This window comes from Streptomyces sp. VRA16 Mangrove soil, assembly GCF_017377775.1.
Classification (GTDB): Bacteria; Actinomycetota; Actinomycetes; order Streptomycetales; family Streptomycetaceae; genus Streptomyces.
Genome location: NZ_JAFVLN010000002.1, coordinates 234,469 through 257,984, shown reverse-complemented (window position 1 = coordinate 257,984; position 23,516 = coordinate 234,469). Strand labels below are relative to the sequence as shown.

General features: G+C 70.2%; 14 protein-coding genes and 2 tRNA genes. 7 read left to right on the top strand and 9 right to left on the bottom strand.

Translation table 11 applies throughout. The annotated features are described in order from the left end of the window. Window positions 1–68: 68 nt before the first annotated feature. From J3486_RS06920 to J3486_RS06890, 7 genes are all read right to left on the bottom strand, one after another. Window positions 69–494 (bottom strand): PAS domain S-box protein, encoded by a 426-nt coding sequence (locus tag J3486_RS06920; protein ID WP_207819152.1) that lies wholly within the window; start codon window positions 492–494, stop codon window positions 69–71. Between the two features lie 73 nt (window positions 495–567). Next, window positions 568–2,073, bottom strand: coding sequence for a metallophosphoesterase family protein (locus tag J3486_RS06915; RefSeq protein WP_207819151.1), 1,506 nt, complete (start codon window positions 2,071–2,073; stop codon window positions 568–570). After that, a complete protein-coding gene (locus tag J3486_RS06910; RefSeq protein ID WP_207819150.1) occupies window positions 2,070–3,245 on the bottom strand; it encodes an endo-1,3-alpha-glucanase family glycosylhydrolase in 1,176 nt (391 codons plus the stop codon). Before J3486_RS06910 ends, J3486_RS06915 begins: the two co-directional genes overlap by 4 nt. Beyond that, window positions 3,242–4,264, bottom strand: coding sequence for a hypothetical protein (locus tag J3486_RS06905; RefSeq protein ID WP_207819149.1), 1,023 nt, complete (start codon window positions 4,262–4,264; stop codon window positions 3,242–3,244). The genes J3486_RS06910 and J3486_RS06905 overlap by 4 nt, the downstream gene beginning before the upstream one ends. Further along, window positions 4,261–5,535, bottom strand: coding sequence for an alkaline phosphatase family protein (locus J3486_RS06900; protein WP_207819148.1), 1,275 nt, complete (start codon window positions 5,533–5,535; stop codon window positions 4,261–4,263). The genes J3486_RS06905 and J3486_RS06900 overlap by 4 nt, the downstream gene beginning before the upstream one ends. Continuing rightward, entirely contained in the window at window positions 5,532–7,070 is a 1,539-nt protein-coding gene (locus J3486_RS06895) for a glycosyltransferase family 39 protein (protein ID WP_207819147.1), read from the bottom strand. Before J3486_RS06895 ends, J3486_RS06900 begins: the two co-directional genes overlap by 4 nt. Continuing rightward, on the bottom strand, window positions 7,067–9,466 hold the full coding sequence (locus tag J3486_RS06890) for a glycosyltransferase (RefSeq protein WP_207819146.1): 2,400 nt from the start codon (window positions 9,464–9,466) through the stop codon (window positions 7,067–7,069). Before J3486_RS06890 ends, J3486_RS06895 begins: the two co-directional genes overlap by 4 nt. A 406-nt stretch (window positions 9,467–9,872) precedes the next feature. On the opposite strand from J3486_RS06890, the gene J3486_RS06885 reads away from it, so the two are divergent. Further along, window positions 9,873–10,154 carry an ANTAR domain-containing protein gene (locus tag J3486_RS06885; protein ID WP_207819145.1) on the top strand — a complete coding sequence of 94 codons (282 nt, stop codon included), beginning with the start codon at window positions 9,873–9,875 and terminating at the stop codon, window positions 10,152–10,154. Between the two features lie 18 nt (window positions 10,155–10,172). On the opposite strand, the gene J3486_RS06880 is transcribed toward J3486_RS06885, so the two are convergent. Beyond that, window positions 10,173–11,501: a DUF2254 domain-containing protein gene (locus J3486_RS06880; protein WP_207819144.1), complete on the bottom strand. Its 1,329-nt coding sequence runs from the start codon at window positions 11,499–11,501 to the stop codon at window positions 10,173–10,175. A gap of 116 nt (window positions 11,502–11,617) precedes the next feature. Here J3486_RS06880 and J3486_RS06875 point away from each other — a divergent pair. Then, a tRNA-Leu gene (locus J3486_RS06875) sits at window positions 11,618–11,702 on the top strand. A 182-nt stretch (window positions 11,703–11,884) separates the two neighbouring features. Further along, a tRNA-Leu gene (locus J3486_RS06870) sits at window positions 11,885–11,972 on the top strand. Between the two features lie 44 nt (window positions 11,973–12,016). On the opposite strand, the gene J3486_RS06865 is transcribed toward J3486_RS06870, so the two are convergent. Continuing rightward, window positions 12,017–13,528: a serine/threonine-protein kinase gene (locus J3486_RS06865; protein ID WP_207819143.1), complete on the bottom strand. Its 1,512-nt coding sequence runs from the start codon at window positions 13,526–13,528 to the stop codon at window positions 12,017–12,019. A gap of 669 nt (window positions 13,529–14,197) precedes the next feature. On the opposite strand from J3486_RS06865, the gene J3486_RS06860 reads away from it, so the two are divergent. The 4 genes from J3486_RS06860 to J3486_RS06845 are packed head-to-tail and all read left to right on the top strand — an operon-like array spanning window position 14,198 to window position 23,500. Continuing rightward, entirely contained in the window at window positions 14,198–15,457 is a 1,260-nt protein-coding gene (locus J3486_RS06860) for a PD-(D/E)XK nuclease family protein (protein WP_229377669.1), read from the top strand. Then, complete coding sequence (locus J3486_RS06855) at window positions 15,450–16,691, top strand: hypothetical protein (RefSeq protein WP_207819142.1); 1,242 nt, start codon at window positions 15,450–15,452, stop codon at window positions 16,689–16,691. Before J3486_RS06860 ends, J3486_RS06855 begins: the two co-directional genes overlap by 8 nt. After that, window positions 16,684–20,388: a hypothetical protein gene (locus J3486_RS06850; RefSeq protein ID WP_207819141.1), complete on the top strand. Its 3,705-nt coding sequence runs from the start codon at window positions 16,684–16,686 to the stop codon at window positions 20,386–20,388. Before J3486_RS06855 ends, J3486_RS06850 begins: the two co-directional genes overlap by 8 nt. Before the next feature lie 55 nt (window positions 20,389–20,443). Beyond that, a complete protein-coding gene (locus tag J3486_RS06845) occupies window positions 20,444–23,500 on the top strand; it encodes a pPIWI_RE module domain-containing protein (protein ID WP_207819140.1) in 3,057 nt (1,018 codons plus the stop codon). Window positions 23,501–23,516 lie beyond the last annotated feature (16 nt).

Genomic DNA, 23,516 nt, shown 5'->3' with positions numbered 1-23,516 from the left:
CCGGGCCCCTCGGGGTCCGGCCGCTTCGCCCGCGCGCGGAGCACGGGTTCAGAACACGGAGAACGGGATCAGACGCTCGCCTCGGCGCGGCGGCGCATCATCTCCCGCTCGCGCTCACGGCGCGCGGTGACGTCCCGGACGACCGCGCCGCAGTACGGGCTGTCGTCCGGGCCCTTGAGCAGGACCACGCTGAACTCGATGGAGATCCGGCGGCCGTCCGAGGTCAGCGCCGGCACGTTCAGCAGGTCGGCCTCGCCGTACTTGCTGGAACCGCTCGCCATGGCCTGCTCGAACCCGTCCCAGTGCCGCTTGCGGTGCTTCTCCGGGATGATCACATCCAGGTTCCGGCCGTCGACCTCGGCGGCCGTGAAGCCGAAGATCCGCTCGGCGCCCTGGTTCCAGTACCGGATCAGTCCCGCACTGTCGATGATCATGATGCCGTCGGGTGCCTGATCCGACATGCCCAGGATCAGTGCGGGGTCCAGGTGCGCCATGGTTCCTCCGAGCAAGTGCCGTGGATGCGGGTGCAGTTGGTGCAGACAGTATACAGAATCCCTTGCCGGGAACTCAGGGCGTGAGCGGATACGTCTGCACGTCGAAGGTCTGCCCGAGCGAGTTCGTCGGCGCCACCGTCACACTGCCGCCGCTCACCGTCACCTTCAGGAAGTGGTAGACCTGAGCGTCGTCCGTCGGCACCGGCGCGCTCCCGCACGCGGTGCCCCGGCTGCGGCTGTACGACCAGCCCACGGCGTACGCGTCCGAGGCCGAACACCCCGACGTCCCCACGGTGTTGACGTCCGCTCCGCCGCCCCCGGTCACATAGGTGACAGGGTTCGTGGTGTTGCGCTGGTAGATGTGCGAGTGACCGTTGAACACGACGTCGACCCCGCCGGTGCGCAGCACGTCCTCCAGGCCGCCCGTCGCCGTCAGATACGCGTCCGAGGGCTCGCTCGCGCTGTCCGAGTGCAGCGGGAAGTGGAAGAACGCGAACTTCGCCCCGGTCGGATGCGCCGCCAAGTCGGCCTGCAGCCACTGCATCTCGGCCGAACCGGGCTGCCAGTGGGCGTGCGCGTCCTGCTCGTAGATCGCGCAGTGCGAGCCGCACGCCCCGCCCGTCGCGTTGCCGGTGTTGGAGTTGCCCCACGCCGCGTCGAGCAGATAGAAGCGGACACCGCCGGTGGTGAAGGCGTAGTACGTCGTCGGGTAGTCGATCTGCGACGAGCCCAGATACGACGGGTACGTCACCAGGTCGAAGACGCCGTTGGACGCGGCCGTGACCGTGGGCTGTTTCCACACCGACAGATAGGTCGGCGTCATGCTGTGATTGCCGACCGTCCCGAACAGCGGCACCTTCATGCCGGTCCCCGCCCAGTAGGACGGCCCGAACCACGAACTCACGCCGGGGCCGGTCTGGTTGAGGTCGCCGTACTGCGTCTGCGAGGTGCCGGGGTGGGTGATGTCGCCGGTCTGCACGACGAACCGCGCGCCGCTCGCGCCGATGAGCCGGTGCACATTGGCCTGGTTGACGTTGACGGACCCGTCGTCGACCCCGCTGTTCGTGGTCTCGCCGGTGTCACCGAGCACGGCGAACGTGAACGGGGCAGTGGAGTTCGCCGCGTCCGGGGTGGTCGACGACGGCGTCGGCAGCGTGCCGAGCAGATCCGTGCCGGACCCCGTGTAGACGCGGTAGCAGAAGGCCGTGCCCGCGCTCAGACCGGTGAGCTTGACCGTGTTGCTGTACTCGCGCAGGGTGCCGACCGTGATCGGCGAGCCGAGCGCCGTCGACGTGACGCTGTGCGCGGCGCAGTCGCCGGGTGGCCCGTAGCGGACCTGGCCGCGGCTCTGCGTGCTGGTCGCCCACGACACCTGCACGGACGTCGTCGTCGCGTCCGTGAGATAGGGGGCGCGCGTCAACTGCGGGTCGGCGCCCGGCAGATCGGCGTGCGCCGCCCCCGCGAACGACAGCGCCGCACCCGCCCCGAGTGTCAGGGCGAATGCGGCGCTGAGCAGCGAACGCCGCCGGTTGCGGCGGGCGTTGCTGTGGGTGCGCAGGAATCTTCTGTTGTCTCTCATGTGCGGGTCTCCCTCTCTCTTGCTCCGGCGGATCTTCTTGATCTGCCGGCCAGCACGGTCACGGCGCCGACGAGCAGCGCGGCTGCCCCGGCCATCCGCAGCACGTTCGGCCAGAAGACGGGCCCCTGACGGGGCGCGCGGTGGTCGGCGCCCGGCACCGCGGGGTCCGGGGCGGCGGGCAGGCCGCGCAGCCGGCGCAGCGTGTCCAGGGCCTGGGTGCCGTGGTCGACGGACGGTTCGACGTGCGAGTTCTCGCTGAACTCGTTCCAGCTGATGAGCCCCAGCACATCGGGGCGCGAGGCGACGGCCGCCTCGTACTCGCTCGTCATCGTGCGCCCGCCCTGGCGCGGCACCTCACGCGTCCCGCCCACGAGCCGCGCGTCGAAGCCGGGCGCGAAGGGCGCCATCCAGTAGTGCCGCTCGGACGCGCGCACGGTGCGCGCCATCTCGCGCAGCTTCGCAGTGTGCCGGTCGTTCGTGTCCGGGTTCACCGACGACCAGTAGTAGGCGTCGCCGTCCGTGACCGCCGCGAGCCGCCGCACACCGGCCGGGTTCTTCTCCGTGCCCAGCACCAGCATCCGGCCGCGCACGGGCCCGGTGATCCGGGCGATGTCGGCCGTGGAGTACTCCCAGGTCCCGCTGAACAGCGTCAGCGGCTTGCCGCCGAGCCGGAAGAACGCGGGATCACGGGCGTAGCGGTCGCGCAGCAGCCGGAAGTCCCGGGCCACGCGGTCGGGCGGGAGCGGGCGGCGGTGGAAGTCGAGCCCCTGGTAGATCACCGCAACCTTGAAGTCCTGTGCGCGCGCCCGGTCCAACAGCAGATCCAGTCGTCGGTCGTTGACGGTCCCGGATTTCCAGCTCACCACGAAGCCGTCGATTCCGGCAGACTTTGCCCAGGAGATATGCGTACGGATCACGGCGGGGTCGTCGCTCGAGTACCGGCCGAGCTTCGGATAGTCGGTCTTGGCCCGCTGCCACGACGACGGGTCGAACCACTGGTAGTAGTACGCGAGCAGGGGAGCGCGGGCGGCCGCGGCGGCGGCCGGGCCCGGTGAGCCGAACGGCCCGAGTCCCAGCAGACACAGCACCGCCGCGAGCACCAGCGGCACCCGGCGTCTGCCTCTCGTCGCCGCCGCCCTCGTCATCGCCGTCACCCCGGCCACCCCACTCATGACTCCTGCCTCCGCAGCCTGTGGCGCAGCAGCCGGCCCACGCCGAGCAGCCCTCCAGCGAACACCAGCAACGCGCCGCCCGCCAGCAGCAGATCGGCCCGGCTCACCACGCGCACGCGCACGGCCTGGTCCCGCGAGAGCCGCACCGACTGCCGGGCGCCGAGACCCTGCGCGCCGGTGATCTCGATGTCGTAGCGGCCGTGCGGCAGATCGCGGACGACCGCGGTGCGATCGGTGCCGAAGCCGACCTCGCGCACACTGCCGTCGGGCAGCACGACCCGCACCCGCCGCCCCGCGTGCGAACCGAACACCGCGTCCCGGCCCGACACCGACAGATCGTGGAACGGCGTCGTGAACACCACCTCGGCCGCGCCCCGCGCCGGCACGAACCGCTGCCGCCCGGAGTCCACCGTGTTGGCCCCGTACGCCGCAGCGTCCACCAGCGCGTACCGCACCCGCCGCACCGTCAGAACGCTCTTGCGGTAGACGGGCAGCAGCCCGTCGAGCCAGACCGGCCGGCCCACGGTGACCCGCACGGTCGCCCCGGTGTCCGCGCGCAGCGTCACCCGCGGGATCCGCCCGGCCGGCACCGTCCGCCCCCGCTCGTCGACACAGCGCACCGTCGTTCGGAACCGGCCGGTGAACGCCGCGGTCACCGTGTAGTCCGCCCGCCGCGGCAGACCGCGCACCGTGCGCCGGAACGCCTGATCGGGATCGCGCTGCCCCGCCCACCGGGCGAACGTGAACCTCCGCCCCTCGGCGGCGAGCCGGCTGTCGTCGACCCGCAACGTGTGGGTGTCGAAGTCGTGCGGCCCGCTGAACCGCACCGCCCCGTCGGCCCCGGTCACCGCCTCCTGCCCGTCGAGGGTGAACCGGGCCCCGGCCAGCGCGGGAACCGTGCGCACCGTGATCGTGACGGTCCGCTCGACGCGTCCACCGGGATCCGCCTGGGCGGCGGCGAACCAGCCACCGACCGCCCACAGCAGCAGCGCGCTCACCAGTACGGCCACGCGCCTCATGCCCGCCTCACCTTCCTCGGCGCGACCACCCGGAACGCCCAGAGCAGACACGCCCCGGCCACCGCGACCGCCCCGGCGTACACCGCGTACACGACGCCGGGCGGCGGCCGGTGGGCCACGGGCAGCGCCGCCTCCTTCGCGCTCATCGGGATCAGCTCGGCCCGCCGCGGCGGCTGTCGGAAGTCGAACGCCGACGCCAGACTGCGCGCCTGCGTGTCCCTGGCGCCCAGCGGCCGCAACCCCCAGTTCTCGGTGACGAAGCGCAGCGCGCTCGCCGCCTCGTACGTCCCGTGCGCGATCCTGCCGCGCGCCGCGTACGGACTGACGAGCAGCGCGGGCACCCGCAGACCGCGCCCGGCGGGCGGCTTCACATGGTCGTACCAGCCGCCGGAGCCGTCGTACGACCACAGCAGCGCGGACGACTTCCAGTACGGGCTGACCATGAGCTGCGTACTCAGCTCCCGGACCAGGCGCTGCCCCGCGGACACCGACCGCGCCGACCGCTCGGCCGCGCCCGACGACGCGACGAACGCCACCGCCGGCAGCGTGCCGCGCTCCAGGTCCCGGTAGTACTCCGACAGATCCGCGATGTGCGCGAACCGCCCCGGGTCGGTCACGAACCGCGGCATGTCGAGCAGCGGCACCCGCACCGTCTGCGTGGCGGGGTTCGACGCGGACGCCGTCCGGTACGTCTGCCGCGGATCGTAGTTCTGCACATAGAACTTCCAGCTCACCCCGGCATCGGACAGCCGGTCGAAGAGCGTGGGCCCGCTCAGGTCGTCGCGGCCGGTCACCCACTGCGCGCGGTTGGCGCGGGTGCCGTCGAGCGACGAGGAGAAGAAGTGGTCGAGCAGCGTGTACCGGTCCGCCGCGTTCCAGTAGAACGGCAGGTCACGACGGTCGTAACGGCCCATGGCGAGCCGCCCGTCCCGGCCCTGCCGCTGGAAGGCGGAGACGAAGGCGTCCATCTTCCCGCCGTCCACCTGCTGCCGCACGAGCCGCGGCCCGGCGCCCGGCGACCCGGGCGCCTCGTCGTGCAGCGGGTACGGCGCGATCCCGTCCTGCCGCGCGTCGGCGGGCGGTCCTTCGGCCCCCGGGTACGCGCCGAAGTAGTGGTCGAAGGTCCGGTCGCCCTGCATCAGATAGACGAAATGCTCGATGGGCGTACGCGCCCGCACAGTCGCCGCCTGCGCGGTCGCGCCCGGCGCCGCCGACGCCCCGAGCACCAGGAGCGCGAGCACGGCCGGCCACCCGGCCCACCGCGCCCTCATGACGCCCTCACCCGGTACACCACGACCACCTTCACCCCGTCCGCGTTGTGTGCCGTGAAAACGGGGCGCCCGTGGTAACGCCCCACCAGGTCAAGAAACTTGGCCGTGAAGAACGGCGTCCTGCGGGCCGTGTACGCGTCCCACACCAGGTACTGGAACGTGCCGTCGCGCATCGCCCGGTCGGGATTCGGCACCGGCCGGTAGCTCGGATTGCGGCGCGCGGGATCGGGGGAGACGGAGAGCGCCGAGACCGGCCGCAGCCCGTAGTACTGCACGACGTTCGCCATCGACGGACCGATGGCGAGGAGCCGCGCCCCGTCCGGCGCGTTCGCCCGGACCCAGTGCCCCGCCTCCCGCCCGCCGGGCAGCCCACCGCTGCCCGCCAGGAACCGGGTGGAGGTCGGCGGCCGGGTCACCGCGAGCGCGGCCGGCACCGCCGTGGCCACCACCACCGCGCACACCGTGACCGCCGCGCCCACTCGTTGCCACCGCGCCACCCGCGGGAACGACACCAGCGTCCGCCCCGCGAGCACCGCGAACACCGGCGCCGCGGGCAGCAGATACTGGAACCCCTTCACCGGCCACACCGTGAAGAACAGCGCGGGCACCGCCACCCAGCACACCAGCAGCCGCTCCCGCCAGGTGTTCTCGCGCCGCAGCCAGACAAGCCCCGCCACGGCGGCCACGACCACCAACAGGCCCACGGCGAGTGGCACTTCACTGCCGTAGAAGGTGTACGGGTGGTTGGCCTTGCGGAACATCTGCCACAACAGATAGTTCCCGCCCGCCTTCGAGTGCCCGGCGAGCGCCTGCGACAGCGGATGCGCCAGCGCCACCACCATCAGCATCCCGAACGCGGGCAGCAGATGCCGCCAGCGCGTCCGGACCGAGGGCGTCAGCGCGAAGAAGGCGTAGAGCGAACCGAGCAGCACGATCGACGTCTCCTTGGCGAGGAACGTCAGACCGAGCACCGCTCCTGTCGCCAACAGGCCCCGCGGAGAAGGTGATTCGGCATACCGGGCCACGCAGTACAGCGCCGCAGTCGCCCCCAGCGTCATCGGCGCGTCGAGCAGCACCTGCCGGCTGACGACCACGTGGTACGGCATCACCGCGAGCAGCAGCGCCGCCACGATCCCGGCCCGCCGCCCGTACAGCCGACGGCCCAGCGCGTACGTCATGGCCACCGTCGCCGTGCCGAGCAGCGCGGGCACCGCGCGCGCCGCCCAGTCGCCGGGGTGCGCTCGCAACGCCAGCGACACCAGCGACTGGAACAGCACCGGATGAGCCCTGAACACCGGGAACAGCGAGCCGAGTCCGGGATCCCCCGCGAGCGAGGCGGACGTACCCGCGTACACCGCCTCGTCACTGTTGAAGCCGGTCGCCGTCAGCCGGAAGAAGCGCAGGAACACCGCGACGAGCAGCACCGCGGTCAGCGGTGCCGCCCGTCGCAGCGCGGCCCCGCGACCGGAGCTCCGGGGGGAGGGCCCCGGGTCGGCGTGCGAGGCCGGGGCGGGCGGCGACAGCCGGTCGCTCATGCCGCCGTACCGGGCCGCAGACCCCAACGAGGCCACGCCTCGAGGGAGTTCACGGACACCGTGTGCGACGGGGCGTCGTCCCCCACGAGCCGCGGAATCTCGTCGGCCCAGCCGAAACAGTCGGAGGCGAGCACCCGGGTCCGCACACCCGACAGGAACCCGGCGAGGATCTCCCGCTCCTTGGCCCGCAGCTGGTCGTAGTCCATGCCGTCGATGCGCAGCGCGGGCGCGAGATACCGGTAGGGCGGGAAGCCGTACGCGTCCTCGGTGTTGACCAGCATCCGCTCCAGGGCGGCCGCCCGGTCGAGCCCCGACAGGCGCGGCGCGCCCCGCTCGATGATGAACAGTTCCTCCACCCGGGTGCGCGACCCGAGCCGGCACGGCACCAGCCGGTCCACGCTGTACTTCGGCGGCGGCACGAGGATCTGCGTGATCGCGTTGATGCCCATGATCGGCAGATTGAACCGGGACAGCATCAGCGCGATCGACCGGCCGCCCTTGGAGTGCAGCCGCGACTGGAAGTTCAGCCGCCGCCACTCCTTGCGCGTCAGGTCCTCGGCCTGCACCGCCCGCAGTGTGTGCGAGCTGATCGTCAGCGGCTTCGGGAAGCACACCGCGAGCCCGCTCGCGTCGACCACCGTCATGTCGTCGGACAGGAACCGCCCGCCCTGCTCGCGCAGCAGCCGCAGGATCGTCGCGGTCTTCCCGGTGTCGGTCAGCGCGCTCAACATCACGCCGTGGCCGCCGAGTTCGAGGCATGCCGAGTGCAGCAGCATCCGGCCGCGCGAGATCAGCACGAACCGCAGCAGCGCCTCGACCACGTTCGTGTACACGACGTGCGGGGAGCGCGCGAGCAGCGGCCCCACCTCGACGGTGATCGGCGGACCCAGCGTCACCCGGAAGTTGGCGCCGAGCCGGCCCAGATGCTCCTCGTAGCGCAGTGCCGTGCCGCGCTCGCCCGGATCCTCGGTGAGCGCGGCCCGCCGCCGGGGCCTGCGCCGGCCCACGTCCCCGACCCGTACGGCGATGTCCACGTCGGCGTCCGGGACCCACTGGGCGCGGAAGAACTCCAGCTCCGGCAGCCGGATCTGGGAGCCGATGGTGACCGTGCCCGCGACGTCGTAGCGGTAGGGCAGATACACCGACCGCTTCTTCGCGGCGGCGGGAGCGGGCGAGGCGGCAGTGGTGCTTCCGGTGTCCACCAACACCCGTACGGGATCGCGGCGTTGGACCTTCGCCTCGCCGCCGCGGTAGATCATCCGGTCGCTCACCAGGAACCGCAGCAGGAAGAGCAGGACGAGAGTGAGCGCGTTGGCGGTGAGCACCCCGACGCCCGCGAGCACGAGCCACTGCAGCAGCGGAAGCCGGGCGAGCAGCAGCAGGTTGTTCATCGCGAAGAACCGGCCCGCACGACCGGACCAGCTCCCGATGCGCTCCCGCTTGCGGTAGACGGCGGCATCGGTGAGGACGAAGTTCCAGGCCGTCGAGAACTGGGTGGCGAGCGCGGCGCCGACCAGGTGGTGCACCCCGAGCACGTCGAAGAAGAGGTACAGCGCGGCCGTGTTCACGAGGATCCCCGACGCGCCGACCGCGCCGAACGCCGCCATCCGCATCAGGCGCCGCTGCCCGCCCGCCACCGAGCGCCGCAGCCGCCCCACGTGCCGTACGAAGGCGAACCCCTCCCGCACCGACGCCTTCGAACGCCCCGCCTGCCGCGGTTCGAACGTGTACGCCACCTCGGCGACCCGCGCCGCCGGATGCCGTACCAGGATCTCCAGCAGGATCTTGAACCCCACGGGCCGCAGCCGCTCCACGTCCACCGCGTCCCTGCGGAACGCGAACAGGCCGCTGAGCGGATCGCTGACGGTCGCGAGCCGGCGCGGGAAGGACGCCTTGACCAGCCGGGTCGCCCCCGACGACGTGGCCTGCCGGCCGGCCCCCGCGAGCCCGGCGCTGGCGCCGCCGCCCGCGTACCGGGTGCCGACCGCGATGTCGATCCCCTCGCGCATCGCGGTCCGGGCCAGGAGTGCGGCGGCCTGCGGCGGATGCTGCAGATCCGCGTCCATCACGAGGACCCATGCGCCGCGTGCGGCACGGACCCCGGCGACCACGGCTCCCGAGAGGCCGCCGCCGCGGGCGCGCTGCTCCCGGTGCAGCACCCGCACGGGCACGGGCGAGTCGACGGCGGCGGCCGTGATCTCGTCCACGGTCGCGTCGTCACTGTCGTCCACGAAGAGAATCTCGGCGTTCAACGGCCCCACGGCCGGGCCGAGTTGGGCCAGAAGCAGCGGAACGCTCTCCTGTTCGTTGCGCGTCGGCACCACGACCGTGAGCCTCGGCGGGGCGTGCTGCGGCTCCCCGGCCGCGGACACACCCGTATCGATGACATGCGTCATGAAGGTCCCCCCTGGGACGTGCCCGAAGCGCGCGCAGCACGACGGACACCGAGAAAGCGAGCGGTGACCCTCGCGGCGTGCGGTCTCGACGCGGCGCAAGGAGAGATGAGACGAGATGAGACAAGACGAGAGAGCAAAGCCAGGTACTGGCTCCACGGTCAGGAGCAGACGGCAGAGGCTAGCAGCGGGCGCACCTGGTTCGCCGGGGATTGGTTGCCGATACGCCCGCAATTTGCGTGTTGTTAACCGGAGTCGGAGACCGGGAGCCCCACGGCCTGTGAGTGGTCCCACCTGCACCACTGGGGGGCGTGCATGGGCGTACGCATGCAGTACGTGCCGCCACAACTCTGCGCATTCTTCATAGGCCCTCTGGCGACTCCTTCATTCCGCGACAACCATGACGGGTATGTCTTCAGAACCACCGGCCGTATCGGAAGACGCCGCGGCCACGCTGCTGAACGCGCTCCGCGCCGCGCTCGCGCTCCTCGACGACATCGAGGCGCTGCGCACGGAGAACCGCCAGCTCAAAGAGGCCCTGGAGGGCCGGGCACTGATCGAGAGGGCCAAGGGCATGCTGATGGTCCGGCAGGGCTGCGACGAGGCGGCGGCCTTCCGCACCCTCGTCGCCCTGGCCCAGCGGGAGGGGCGGAAGGTGAGGGTGGTCGCGGCGGACTTCGTGGCGGGCTGAGCCCGTGGACGGGGTGCCTCAGCCGATGCCCTGCCGGTCGGGCCGCAGCGCGAAGGCCCGGTCGGCGGCGTCCGGCACCGACCGCTCCACGGCCTGCGCCAGGAGTTCCCGATGCCGCAGCAGCGGCTCGCGCCGCTCGGCCGGCACCAGGGCCAGCAGATCGTCGAGCCCGGCGAACACCCGCCGCGTGACCTGCGGGCTGTGCACGGCACACCCCCGGATCTCGGTGAACCCGAGGTCCACCAGCTCCTCCCACCCCGGCACGGGCTGCACCAGACGCACCACCCCGTCCCGGTCCGGGTACCGCAGCACGTCCAGGGGCCGCCGCCCGATGGCGGCGAGGAACTGCACGATCCGGTCGATCGCCTGCACCGCGGTGGTCGGATCGTTCACGGCGGCCGACAGCGCTCGCAGCGCGATGTCGGCGAGCACGCGCAGCCCGAACCCCAGATCCTGGTGGAAGGTCCGCTCCGCCGCGACGGACATGCAGGAGCGCAGGGCCCGCCGCGACGGCGCGGCCCCGCCGTGCACCGCGAACACCGGCGTCCCCGGCACCACGAAATCCCCGATCCGCGGAATCAGCCACAGCACGACCCCGTGCCCGCGCGCCACCCGCACCAGCCGCGCGATGTTCACGTCCCGCAGCACTCCGGCGGGCCCGTCGTAGGCCACGACGGCACGCTCGTCCCCCGACCCCTGCCTGCCACTCCCGTCCGCGTACGGCATCCGCTCCACGACCCGGAACGCCTCCCCGGTGATCCGGTCGATCACCTGGCTGACCCGCATCATCCGCAGCGTCGAGTTCACGTACAGCACGAAGAGCAGCACGCTCAGCCCGACCATCCCCAGCGTCAGGAACGCCTGCACGAACGGCACGCTCGTGATCAGCTCCGGGTCCTTCTCCCCGTCGTACGAGGTGAGCACCAGCAGCGACAGCAGGAACGTGGCCAGGAAGACGGCGAAGGTGGCCTTGGTGATGCGGCTGCGCACGAAGAGCCGGACGACCCGGGGGCTGAACTGTCCGCCGGCCATCTGCACGGCCACCAGCGAGATCGAGAACACCACACCGATGAAGGTCATCATCGCCGAGCTGACCGTGGACACCACGGTCCGCGCGTCGTCCGCGAACCCCATCAGATCCTTGACGGTGTCCACGTCTCCGCCGTCCCGCAGCCCCTCGACGATCAGGTCGTCGAGCCCGGCGGCGAGCAGCCACACCAGAAACACCAGCACCATCGCCGCGGTCGGCGCGAACCAGAAGGTGTCCCGCAGATGTTCCCGCAGCGGGGACAACATCCGAGGTCGGCGCACCTTTGATGCCGCATCCGTCACCGCTCGCTCACTCATGGTGAAACTCTAGGTGCCCCCTGCCCGCACGGGCGGATATGGGGGTGAAGGGCACCCCGAAACCTTGGTATTGTTGAGGTGTCGCCGCGGGGAGCACCCACGGCGCACAGTACCTGGTCCGGGTGGCGGAATGGCAGACGCGCTAGCTTGAGGTGCTAGTGCCCTTTATCGGGCGTGGGGGTTCAAGTCCCCCCTCGGACACAGAGAGTGACCGCGAAGGCCGGTCGGGAGAGATCCCGGCCGGCCTTCGCGCATATCGGCGCACATCCCTCCGAGGACGCCCTCAAGGCCGCGTTTATGCAGGTGAGAGGTGCTCCCAATCCTTGATATGGTGTTCCACGTCGCCGCGGGGGAACACCCCGCAGCCAGGCGGCAGACACCTTGTCCGGGTGGCGGAATGGCAGACGCGCTAGCTTGAGGTGCTAGTGCCCTTTATCGGGCGTGGGGGTTCAAGTCCCCCCTCGGACACCAGTAAGGGTCCTGGTGGAGATGTATCTCGACCAGGACCCTTTTTGTCATCCGGGGCAGTGTACTGCTCTGCCCTCGACCGTGCTTCCGCCTAAGGCGGGGCCGTGGGCCGAGAGTTGTTCATCGACTGTGAGTCGTACGGCTTCGACCTGACGGGCCAGTTCGTTCGGCAATCCGGCAGCGGTGCGGCCCGCCCAGTAGACAACCTCCCTGGCCGCCTCGATCTCACCGAAGGCGAGTCGGCATTCCGCCAGACGTAGGCGGGTCACCGAGCGCTCCGCGCGATCAGTGGGTCCGTCCCCTTGGATCATGGCTTCGTCGATTACCCGATAGAGACGCGAGGCTGATCCGAAGTCGCCGGTGAGTCGAAATCCGTCCGCCGCGTTCTGCAAGGCGCGGCGCACCACCGGCCTGCGATCGCCCCACTCCTTTCGGACCCGCTCCGTCAGTCCGCGTAGCTGGAGAGATGCCTCGCCGGCTTCGCCTCGGGCAATCTCTGCCTCGGCCTGCGTGCAGAGCTGCTCGACGGTCCGCTGATCCAGCCATTCGGCCTCCGGTGGCGTCGGCGTGGCAAGTGGGTGCTCGGGAGCGGTGTGGCGGTGGTGGGCCGACTCCTGCGGGCGACGCAAGGGGGCGGTCGGATCGGGATGGGTGCGAGGCCGGGGTTCGGCGTCGCCGGGCTGCGGTGCGAACGGGGCGAGGGTGGCCAGAACTTCGTCGATGTACGGACGTTCATCGGGCTTCTTGGCGAGCATTCGCAACACCAGATCGTCGATCTCCTCAGGAATGCCGGCCGCGTAGAGACCGGGTGGGAGCGGCTCCTCGCTGAGGTGCTTGTCGGTCAGGCCGGAGTCGGCGCCGAGCGGGAACGGTGGTTGTCCGGTGAGAAGTTCGAAGAGGATGCAGCCGAAGCAGTAGACGTCCGTCCGTGTTGTGGGGTCCAGCTCCCGGATTTGCTCAGGTGCCTGATAGCCGCGGGTGCCCAAGGTGGAGCCGTGTGCCGTGTAGCGCGTGGCGTCGGAGCGAAGTGGCTTGGCGATTCCGAAATCGATGAGAACGCCCCGCCCCTCCTCGTCGATCATCACGTTCGCGGGCTTGAGGTCGCGGTGCACCACGGGGAGGGTGTGTGCGCATGCCAGCGCGTCGGAAACCTGTACGGCAACCGCAATCGCCGTGGGCAGAGGCAGCGGACTGTGCTCGTCGAGGAATGTCCGAAGGTTCACCCCGCTCACCAACTCCATGGCGAGGTACGGCACACCCCGGTGCTTGCCACTCGCGTACAGGTGTGGAATGCCAGGGTGCATGAGCGTACCCAGGAGTCGGGCTTCGCGCTGCAACCGGCCGTCCCTGGCAGCGAGTTCGGCTTCCCAGTCCTGCGAGTCCAGGCGCTGCAGGTCCTCGGAGTCGTGACGCAGGAACTTTACGGCGACGTCCGGGCCACCTGAAGCGTCCCTGGCCTGCCAGACCTGGGCCATCCCTCCCTTACCGAGGGGGATGCTCAACTCGTAGCGCCCATCCATCAGATCGCCCGCACTGGGCCTGTACGCGTCCGCGTCCACTGTGGCGCTCCTCCTCGATCCTGCTTGGCCAGGTGTATCAGATTAGCGTGCCTTCCCTTTCTCGCGGGATGGTCATTGACTGAGTTCACAGTTATGTGTGATGCTCGAAGTGTGCTCGTAGCCTCGGCGTCCTGTCGGTTCTGCGTGCTTCCTCGTCCATGCCGCCGCTCATGGGGGTCTCTCATGCAGGTCCCAGCAGGGCTCATCGGACACGACTGGCTGATCAAGGCGAGTCCCCGGATGGTCCGGCCCGATGACACCACCTGCCCCACTCATCGGCGTATCGCCATGCATCCGCTCCTCGTTGCGGACCCGGCCGTGCCGCACCGGCCCTCGCCGCGTGAGGAGTTCACGTTCGGTCCGCTCTTATCGGCTCTCGACCTGGTGGAGCGTGACAAGTGGTTGCTCGCCCGGGTCCGTGAGGAACTTCGCTCCACTCGCGGCCCGTTCCGCGGGCAGGGTGATGCGGTCCATCCTGCCCATCTGGCATGGACGGCAGCTGCCTTGGAGCGCTACGTGGCAGCCCGCGCGGCGGAACAGGCAGACGCCCGTCAGTCGGGAGTGCCGCCTACCATGCCGGTCGGGCTTCCGTGGACCTGGCGTACCCGACGTAGGGACACCCCGGATGCGCGAGGGGTCCGGCAGTACGAGCACACCGTGTGGGGGCGCATGTACGCCTCCGAGGACGGAACGGTGCGCGACCTGTGGCTGCCATCGCTCGGACGGGCCAAGACAGCCCGACCCGCCGCCGAACTCGGTGCCGTCGCCAAAGTGATGGCATACGGAGCTTCCACGCCGTGGCGGAAGTTCGGGGCCTTGCCGCCGGCCTCCGAGAGCGATGCTGTTCGGTTGCCCGAGCTGATTCGTGTCTTCGACTTCGGATGTGCCGACGGTTCGCTGGAACTCCTGCTCTCCGAAGGGCCGGAGCAGGCGCAACAGCGGTTCATGGCCGACGCGGCTCCTGCCTTCCTCGCAGCCGCCACCGGGGGCGGGACTCTCCCATGGGAAGACTGTGTGGATTGCAAGGCCATACAAGGCTGTTCGGATCTCAAGCGCGCGCCGCGTCTGTGGGGCGGGCGACCGACCGTACCCGAACGTAAGCGCCGGTCTCTCTCGACCTGGGACCTGCGGCTGCACGCGGAATGCCCGGCCCAGTACCACCTGGTGCGACGTCTGCACCTCAACGACCTCTCCATCGAGAACCGGGGCGCCCGCCGCGGGCGGGCCGTGGACCGTTGGCTCGATGCCAGGCACGCTGAACGCCCGCTGCGTGCCTGCGGGGATCGAGAGTTCCCCGACCTCGCCGCGTTGCGTGCCGAGACCGGACTTGACGAACCAGCCGCGTGCGAAGCCATGGGCATGCTCGCCGAGCACCGATTGCTCTGTCCGATCAACGGGCTCGGTGCGCAGGAGCGCGTGCTCGTGCAGCACCGCGTGACGGCGTACGTGCCCGAACTCGACCTGGTGGTCCTGGCCAAGCCCGATCTTGTACACACGGACCGCGGTCGATGGATCTGGCGCGAGACCAAGACCTCAACCCGCCCTCTGTGGGAAGGTGCGTCGCTTCTGCGAACGTACCCTCAACTCGCCCTCGGAGTGCTGCTGTTCCATGCGGGTGTGCTCGGTGAAGATGCCCGCCGCTGCTGGGTCGAACTGGAGCACCTGCGCGTGGGGCGGGGGTCCAGCCGCCTCGAAAGGATCGACCCCGGGCGTCCCGAGACCGTGGACGAGGCCCGGACCGTCATCGCCGAACTCGCGCAGCCGCTCCTGGGCGACACTACGTACGAGCCGCGGACTGGCCGACACTGCCACGGCTGCCAGGCCCGGACCTGGTGCCGCCCCGGTACCGCCCATGTTGCGGACCATCCGCTCCCGGAGAAGCCCGAAGCGGACACCTCACGGCTCGGAAGGGAGGCGGCCGATGACTGACCAGCAGTCTGTGCCGGACTGGTTGTCCAACCCCGACGTCGTTCTCCTGCGCGATGTTGCCACGGCCGTCCTCGCCTTGGTCGCGGTGGAGGATCTCGACTCCTTCACCCTTCCGTACCCGGACGCCGCACAGCGGGCTCTGGACGCTCTGGTGTTGCAGTGTCTGCGCAACGGCGCCCAGCCGCCCGCCGGAGTGCCCGAGATGATGCGCTGGGCTCGCCGTCGGCCGCTGGGAAGCTGGCCTCTCGACCGGCTTCCCGCCGACCTGTTCGACGGCGCCGACCGGCTGATCGACGCGGACTCGGGGGAGCCCGCACAGCTCTGCCACGAACTCGCCGTGCGCGGGTACCGCGACAGCACTGGGCGGCAGTACGACGCCTTGGTGATCCACGAGGCGCTGCGCGCATGCCGAGCCATGTCGGCTCCTGAGTCATACACCGCCTTCCGCAGGCTCCTGGTCACTCGGCCTGTCCTCACCGAGGCGGACTGGGCCGCGGTCGGTTCCGATCTCTTCCTCGATCCCGTCCGCTTCCTCATCGAGGAGATCTACGCTCCCGTACCGGCGGGGCGTCGGCGTGATGGTGCCTATCTCTGCTGCCACCGCTGCCTCACCCTCCTGCATCCGGTGTCCGACACCGACTGGTGGTGCGAGCACGACCGGTGCCGTCACCGGGGGCCCGCGCCCCGCGGACGAGTGCTCATCGCCGCAGAGGTGGGGGAACTCAGGCAACTACGCAAACCCCTGAGGCAGTTCGTGACCGGACCCGGTCAGGCCGAGACGGCACTGGAGCACCAGCTGCGGGCGTTGGGGCTGGATGTCGAGATGTGGCCCGGCTTCGACGCGTACGACCTGCGGGTCACGTTTCCCGACGGATATGTATGGGCTGCCGACGTCAAGGACTGGGCGCACCCTGCCTTCCTTGGACGCGCCGCGAGCGCGGTCCGGGCCGAGCCTCCCTACGACGAGGCCTGTTGGGTGGTCCCAGACTTCCGGGTGCGTGCCCGCCGGGACTACCTGGAGGTCTACGCGAGGGAGCGAGGCTCGGGAGCGGGTGGCCTGCGACTGCTCACAGACGACCAGTTTCTGCGCGCGGCGCGGCTGCGGCTGTCGGGTGAACGAGGTCCGAGCGCCTCCATCGGTTCCTTTCGCGCCGGTGGGACGACCCAAGAACCGGAAGGGGACGCTGAGGTGCCGAACGGTATCGACCGGCCGAACGGAGCGGATCGTGCGTGATCGCATCAGCTGGTACCAGCCAGTGGTCGTTGCCCTCGGCCCGTGGCCCGAGGAGCACGCCAAAACCAGGCCTGCCCTGCTGTGCCAGGTCGAACTCGGACTGCGCCTCCTGGAGACCGTGGCACCCGGGCACAGCGCGGACGGAGCGTGGGTCCTCCTCGGTGGTTACGCACTGCCTTTCGCGCGGGCTGCGAAGCTCCACGTCGGGCTTTCCGAAGAGGTCGCGTTGAGCGCGGCCAGGCACCTTCTGTGGCCGATGCGCCGCCGCCGGATGTGGCGACAGAGCCTGGATGCCTACCTGCAACTTCCCGAACGGTTGCGCGCGTACCGGGTACCGGATGAAGGGGAGCCTGCCCATCGGGTCCCTCTCAAAGTGGCCGCTGACCGACTCTCGGTCTACGACGACGCGCTGGCGGGCCTGCCGGGCTTCGCCACCAAGCCGCTGCCCCGGGCGGAAGCCGGCGAACACCGGTTCATGGACCGCCGGCACCGGCGCACTTCCGTCAGCATCCCCGACGAACTGGTTCGAGACCCCGTGCCTGGACATCCGCTCACGGCTGCACGCCCGTTCACCGTGGAGGCCCGCTGCGTGCCGCTCAGTGAGCTCGCCGACGTGGCGCGGTGGATGGACGCCGAGGAGCGGCGGCTCGGGCTGAGCGCAGGGAACTGGGAGGAGCGGCTCGACCACCTCGACCTGGACACCCGTCCACGCGACAGCGCGGACTTCGAAGAAGCGGATGCTCTGCCGCTCGACGGCCTCACTCACCTGGTCGGCATGGTCGGCGCAGGCAAGTCGACGCTGATGACGCTGATCGCCGTATGGGCTCACAGCAAGGGCCTGCGGATCACTCTCGTCGTCGGCGACGTGGCGGAACAGCTCGCCCTGACCGAGCTGTTCCGCACGCTCGGCCTCAGCGCCGCCGTCGTCCAGGGCGGCACGACGCGGCCACAGCACACACAGCGGCTGCACCGACGACTTGCCGCCCGGGGCGAACACTCGCTGCTTGCTCACACGGGGCCCGTCTTCGCCCACCTCAGCACCGCTTGCCCTTTGGACGCGCTGCGTGCCCTCGATGTCTCCGAGCCGCTGCGCTACACCGATGCGCCGTGCGGGGCCTTGCATCCTGTACGACGGAAGGACATGGGCGAGCAACATGGGGAGGCCAACGCCCTGCGCGCCCTTGCCCGTGCCCGGGGCGCCGATGCACCGCAACCCGCGGTGCACGACGGAGACGAAGACGATCTGGGCACCCCGCACGCCTGTCCGCTGTGGAGCGCCTGCCCCAGGCACTCCTCCACCCGCGCCCTCGTCGATGCGCTGATCTGGGTCGCCAACCCCGCAAGCCTCGTTCAGACCGCGGTCCCGCGCCAACTCAACGAGGAACGCCTGCGCTACCTGGAACTGGCCTGTCTGCGGAGCGACATCGTCGTTGTCGACGAGGCGGATCGCGTGCAGATGCAGCTCGACCAGATGTTTGCGCCCTCGGCGACCCTCGTCACCAACACAGGAGTCCACGACTCCTGGCTCGACCAGTTGCAGACCCACGAGATCGCCGAACTCGCCCGGCAAGGACGGATCCAACTTTCCGACCAGGACGTAGAGCGGTGGTCGGCGGCCCTTGACGTCGTCGGATCCACAGCGGACCGGCTGTACGCCATGCTCATCGATGACGAAGGGCTGCGCGAGTGGGCCCAGATCGACTACTTCAGCGCCTGGACTCTCCAGGAGAAGCTCCTGAACACCTGGTACCCGCCGAAGGCCGGCCGCTCGGACCGCTCGGATCCGGTGGATGTGGAGGACGAGAGCGCACTCTACGACGACGAGGACGGACTGGGAGAAGCTCGTCCCGCCGCGCTGCAGGAGCCGGCCTGGGCGCGGCGCCGATCGGAGATCACTGGCTTCTTCGACACGTTCCGCGACGATCCCCTCGGCGGTCGAGGCCCGTACGGGGGTACCGCCGACCGGCTCACCGCTCTTGCGCTCGACGTTCTGCACACGCTCGACGAGAAGCAGACGAGGCGCAGGGTCCGGGGACTGCTTGACGCACTGCTCGACGAGTCCCCCGGTCCGCAGGAGCGTCCTGCTCCTGCAGCCCAGCGTGACAGGGGGGTGGCCGCCGAAGACGTTCCGCTGAGCGAGGAGTGGCGTGAACTTCAGGCGCAGAGGCTGGAGTTCACCCTGGTTCTGGCAGCTCTGCATCAGCGCCTCGACCGGGTGACGTTCCTGTGGCCGCAGGTTGAGGCGGCGCTTCGGCTCGACTCGGCGAGCCACGAACTGACCCGTCGTCCGCCGCTCGACTATGCGCCCCTGCTGCCGGAGGCGCCCATGGGCAACGTCCTCGGCTTTCAGTACCTGGTGGACGAACGGGCCGCCGCCCGCAACAAGGACGGCCATCGCACCGGAACCCTGCGCTTCTTCCGCTGTGCAGGCGTCGGCCGCGAGTTGCTCCTCAACCTGCCTCAGCTCGGCGCCGACCCCGGCCGGGGGCAGGCCGGCCCGCACGTCGTCCTGATGTCGGGCACCAGCTGGTCGGGCACCTCAACCCGCGCCCACGTACTGGCCCCTGTACGTGCGGTGCTCAAGCCGCAGCGCAAGGCGCTCGATGCCATCCGCGAGACTGTGTTTCGCGCCGAGTTCCAGTACGACGCCGCAGGGCAGCCGATCCGGCTCTCCGGGCAGGACCCCGACCGGCGTGAGGACGTGTTGCGCCTCATGATCGACCGACTGGCCCGGTCCCGAGGCGACGGTACTTCCTCTCCACTGCAGAGCGAACTCGCCCAGATCTCCGACCAGCGACGTAAGCGCGCGCTGCTTCTCGTGGGCAGTTACAAGGAAGCCAGAACGGCCGCCACGGCCTTGAACGAGATTCCCCGATGGCGGGGCCGTGTCCGTGTCCTGGCCGCCGATGACGCAGAACTCGAGGCGGCCGTGGACGGGGCGTCGGCAGCCAACCACGCGTCAGGGACCGGTCCGGCAACCGGAGCGATCCGGCGCGGCGATCTGGCCTCGTTCGCCGACGACCCGGACGCGGAACTGCTCGTCGCGCCGCTGCTTGCGGTGGAGCGCGGGCACAACATCCTGACCGTGCCCCAGCGCCCGGGCGAGGAGCGAGTGGCGGCGTTCGGCACCGTGTTCTTCCTGGTCCGTCCGCATCCCCGTTCCGACGACCTGTCCCTGGCCGTTTTCGCCATCAACGACTGGGCGACCCGGTTCGTGCGCGGTCAACTGAAACGCAGGGAAGGCACCTTCGGCGAGATGGTGACCGAGGCGGACGGGCTGGACGCGGCGGGAGGCGCGTTCCGGACCGCAGCACGTGGTGAGTGGCGGCACTTCCTGTCCCGTCCCTACATCTACTCCGCACTCTCGGACGATGAGAAGACGTCGTTCGTCTGGGACCAGCTCGTCACCATCTGGCAGGTCATTGGGCGCCTGGTGCGAGGCGGTGTGCCGGCCCGTGTCGTCTTCGTCGACGCTGCCTTCGCGCCGCAACTCGCGGCATCTCGGGCCCCATTCACCGGACAGGGGCCTCGACCTCGCCTCGGCAGCGATCCAGGGCTCCTCGTCCGACTGCGCGATGTCCTCGCCCCGTACTTCGACGACGGCGTTCCCCGCGCAGCTTCCGACCGCGCGGACACAGCGCTCGTCAGGCTTCTCTACCTCCCGCTCTACGAGGCGCTGTGCGCCATGGGCCGGTAGCCGTCCGCGGATGCGGATGGCAGTCGACGCACACATTGCCCCGAGGAGAATCGACATGTATCAGCACATCCGCCGTTCTGCTTACCACTTGGCAGACGGCGGGACACCCTGGACTGAGGACTTCCGCGCTCTCTCGTTTCCGGAGCACTGGCAGTCCGGGCTGCTCGAACTGCACAATCATGGTCGCCCCGAGGACAGGCGAAAACTGACCCTGCCCACACGCAGGCTCGACGGTGTCCTGCAGACGCTTGCGCCCGACGTGATCGTGCGTCCCCGTCCGAGGATTCCCGTCGAGCAGGGCCCGCGCGTTGCCGAGGACTTCTGGATGTACGTTCCTGCCTCGGCCCCGGATCCGCTCCCGGGCCGCGCGATGGAGCAGCTCCTGGATTCCTGGTTGCGCACGCTGGGTCCCATGTCGGGAGCTCAGGAACCTCAGTTCCGCTCGCTCCTGCTCGCGAGCAGCGCCGAGTTGAAGCGGAACCTGCCGACCTGGGAGCCGGTCGCGGGCGTCGAGCTCGTCACAGAGGAGACGACGCGCGGCGGTTGCGCGGCCCCGGAGCCGCGTCAGTTCCAACTGGCCACGGACGCCCTGGCACGCCGGATTCTGGCCCTGGACCCCTACGTGTTCGAAGGCGGAGAACTCTGCTTCCGTGCCCTGCCCCGAGGCCCCAAGGATCAGGGCGCCGAACTCATGTCGCAGCCGCTGTGCCGGACCGTGAAGCGCAAGGAGTGGTGGTTCTCCGTCGTATTGAACATCTCCCTCCACACCACGCCCTTCGCGCCGAAACTGCGCCTGCACCTCCATTGGGGCGTCCGCCGCTGGGCCACCCACCCGCAGGGAGCGTCCAAGCGCCTCAAACTGCCCTACCGAGAGGCCACGACGGTCTACCTGCGCCCCACCATCCCGTGGCTGCCCGGGGCGCCCGCCACCGAGCGCTACGCCCTCGCACGGTTGCGCCGCGACCGGCAGGGCGACACCTTCGCCTGGTCGGAGAACGACAGCGCCGGCATCCTGAGCGGGCTCAGCCTCGCCGGTAACTTTCCCGACCCGCAGCAGCTTCTCACGGAGCCTGTCTCCTGGATCGGTGACGGTCCTGGTGTGCGCGCGGCGGTGGTCCACAGCACCCGGATGGGCAAGCACGAGATCGGTACCGGCTTCATGCCCAACCAACGAGCTCAACTGACGGAATGGGCCGAGCAGGCCCTGCCCGAAGAGCTCGTTCGTGTGCCTGACCTGGTACGTGGTCGAGGCAAAGGCATCGGCGCTCCGCAGAACAGGCCCCCCAAGCCGAGGACCGAGGAGGCGAAGAAGGACAAGCTGCTCCGTGAGGCGCAGGCGCGGCGGGCGGCGCTCGCGGCCCAGCACCGGCTCGCCGGCAGCGGTTTGGAACATGACGGTCCGCCCGTGGTCGAAGCCCGCCTCTTGTGGCAGTCGCCCGAGGTGCGCAGGGAAGCAGTGGCCCAGTTCGCGGGTGCCCTCGGGCTCGACGGCGACGGCGGCATCGCCGAAGGCCGTGGGGCTGAGTGTGCGTTCGATGAGGCGGCCCCCGGGGCGCCGGTCGTCCTGGAGTGGCGGACGGAGGAACTCATCGCGCGGCTGCGCTGTCTGCCGCTCGGCGAGGGACTCGGCGACCGGCTCGTGCCCGACGTCTCGGCCAAGGGGAAGGGGGCGGCGATCGCATCGGCAGTGACCGCGCGCCGCCGAGCCCTGCGGGTTTGGCTGAGCGCGGACGGAGCCGACCCGTCGCGCCCGGCACTCGCCCTCGTGGAGATCGCGCACGGTTCGACCTTCCGTCCGGCCTCGACGGATCCGAAGTTCGCCATCCGGCTGGGGTGCGCGGACGCGGGCCTGCTGACCCAGTTCGTCGTGACACCGTCTGCCGACCGGCAGATCGACAACGTGGACAGCCTCGGCCACCGCACGCTCAGTTCGTGGCTCGACGGGCTGCGCCAGCTCGGCGTCCGTGTCCTGCCGCAGCACACGCTGGGCGAGGACCTGCCGGTCGACTTGAACTATGCGGCGGTGTGGATGGTCAAGCGGCGCAAGGATGGTCCGACCAGACTCCCCAAGCATCTGCCCGTGGCCGTCCGCGTCACCGCGCTTCCTCACGGCGGCGGCCTTGCAACCGTAGAGGGATGGGACGACAGCGAGGGGGCATGGGTGTCCTATCCGCGGTTCCTCCTCGGCCTTGTCAAGCAGGCCGAGATCGATCCGCAGGCATTCGCTGACGACCCGGTCCCGTTGAGCGGTGACGGAGCGGGTGATACGGAGCCGGCCAGGCCCTTCGTCACCGGAAAGCAGTGGCGCTCCAACCTTGCCGAGCAGCGCAAAGAGACCGCCCGATTCCTGCAGCGCATGCTTCACTCGCTGCGCGGTCGGCCGACGGTTTTGATCACCCATGCTCAGAACAGCAGGCTGCACTGGCCGTGGCTGCAGGACGGCCAGGTCGAGCGGAATCTGATCCGCGTCGGCCACGCCCCGGCAGGACGGCTCGACGACGAGCTGCGCATGGTGCGTGTGCGCGGGTGCGGCGGCCGCGAAACCGCCCAGTGGTGGGGTCTGTCCGACCCCGGAAAGCCGCACGGGCAACCGGCAGGATTCTGGACTCAGGCCGGGCCGGGAGCAACCGGGACGGCTTCGGACGAGCGCGTCTTCTACAGCACAACCGAACGCCCCGGAACACACACGATCTCACCGTCACTCGACCGCCTGGCCGCCCGGCGCAACGCGGCCGGCAACCTCACTTCGCAGGCAGGCACCAGCGCCTGGAACCCGACGCTCGTTGAGATCGCGGTACTGGGCTGCCATGACGGCAAGGGACCCGATGCCGGGTGGCCGGGCGAGCCGGACGACGCAGAGGCGCTGGCGCTCGCCATGCACCAGCTGCGCCAGGCGCCGGACTACGCCGCCGCCCTGTCGCTCCCCCTGCCGTTGCATTTGGCCGGGCTGGCCCAGGCCTACGTTCTTCCGATGCTGGCGGAGGGCGACGCGACGGCAGTCGAAGAGGCAACCGGAACAGCCGGCGGTTCGGAGGCCGAGGACCCGGACCTGGCAGCCTCGCCCGGCCTGGTCCCGCAACCCGACGACGAGGACGACGCAGGGCCGCGTTGATCCGACCGCCTTCGTT

What these genes read in the sequence shown, in the direction of transcription:
- J3486_RS06920 (WP_207819152.1), bottom strand. Translation starts at nt 494, where the DNA reads ATGGCGCACCTGGACCCCGCACTGATCCTGGGCATGTCGGATCAGGCA.
- J3486_RS06915 (WP_207819151.1), bottom strand. Translation starts at nt 2,073, where the DNA reads ATGAGAGACAACAGAAGATTCCTGCGCACCCACAGCAACGCCCGCCGC.
- J3486_RS06910 (WP_207819150.1), bottom strand. Translation starts at nt 3,245, where the DNA reads ATGAGTGGGGTGGCCGGGGTGACGGCGATGACGAGGGCGGCGGCGACG.
- J3486_RS06905 (WP_207819149.1), bottom strand. Translation starts at nt 4,264, where the DNA reads ATGAGGCGCGTGGCCGTACTGGTGAGCGCGCTGCTGCTGTGGGCGGTC.
- J3486_RS06900 (WP_207819148.1), bottom strand. Translation starts at nt 5,535, where the DNA reads ATGAGGGCGCGGTGGGCCGGGTGGCCGGCCGTGCTCGCGCTCCTGGTG.
- J3486_RS06895 (WP_207819147.1), bottom strand. Translation starts at nt 7,070, where the DNA reads ATGAGCGACCGGCTGTCGCCGCCCGCCCCGGCCTCGCACGCCGACCCG.
- J3486_RS06890 (WP_207819146.1), bottom strand. Translation starts at nt 9,466, where the DNA reads ATGACGCATGTCATCGATACGGGTGTGTCCGCGGCCGGGGAGCCGCAG.
- J3486_RS06885 (WP_207819145.1), top strand. Translation starts at nt 9,873, where the DNA reads ATGTCTTCAGAACCACCGGCCGTATCGGAAGACGCCGCGGCCACGCTG.
- J3486_RS06880 (WP_207819144.1), bottom strand. Translation starts at nt 11,501, where the DNA reads ATGAGTGAGCGAGCGGTGACGGATGCGGCATCAAAGGTGCGCCGACCT.
- J3486_RS06860 (WP_229377669.1), top strand. Translation starts at nt 14,198, where the DNA reads ATGTACGCCTCCGAGGACGGAACGGTGCGCGACCTGTGGCTGCCATCG.
- J3486_RS06855 (WP_207819142.1), top strand. Translation starts at nt 15,450, where the DNA reads ATGACTGACCAGCAGTCTGTGCCGGACTGGTTGTCCAACCCCGACGTC.
- J3486_RS06845 (WP_207819140.1), top strand. Translation starts at nt 20,444, where the DNA reads ATGTATCAGCACATCCGCCGTTCTGCTTACCACTTGGCAGACGGCGGG.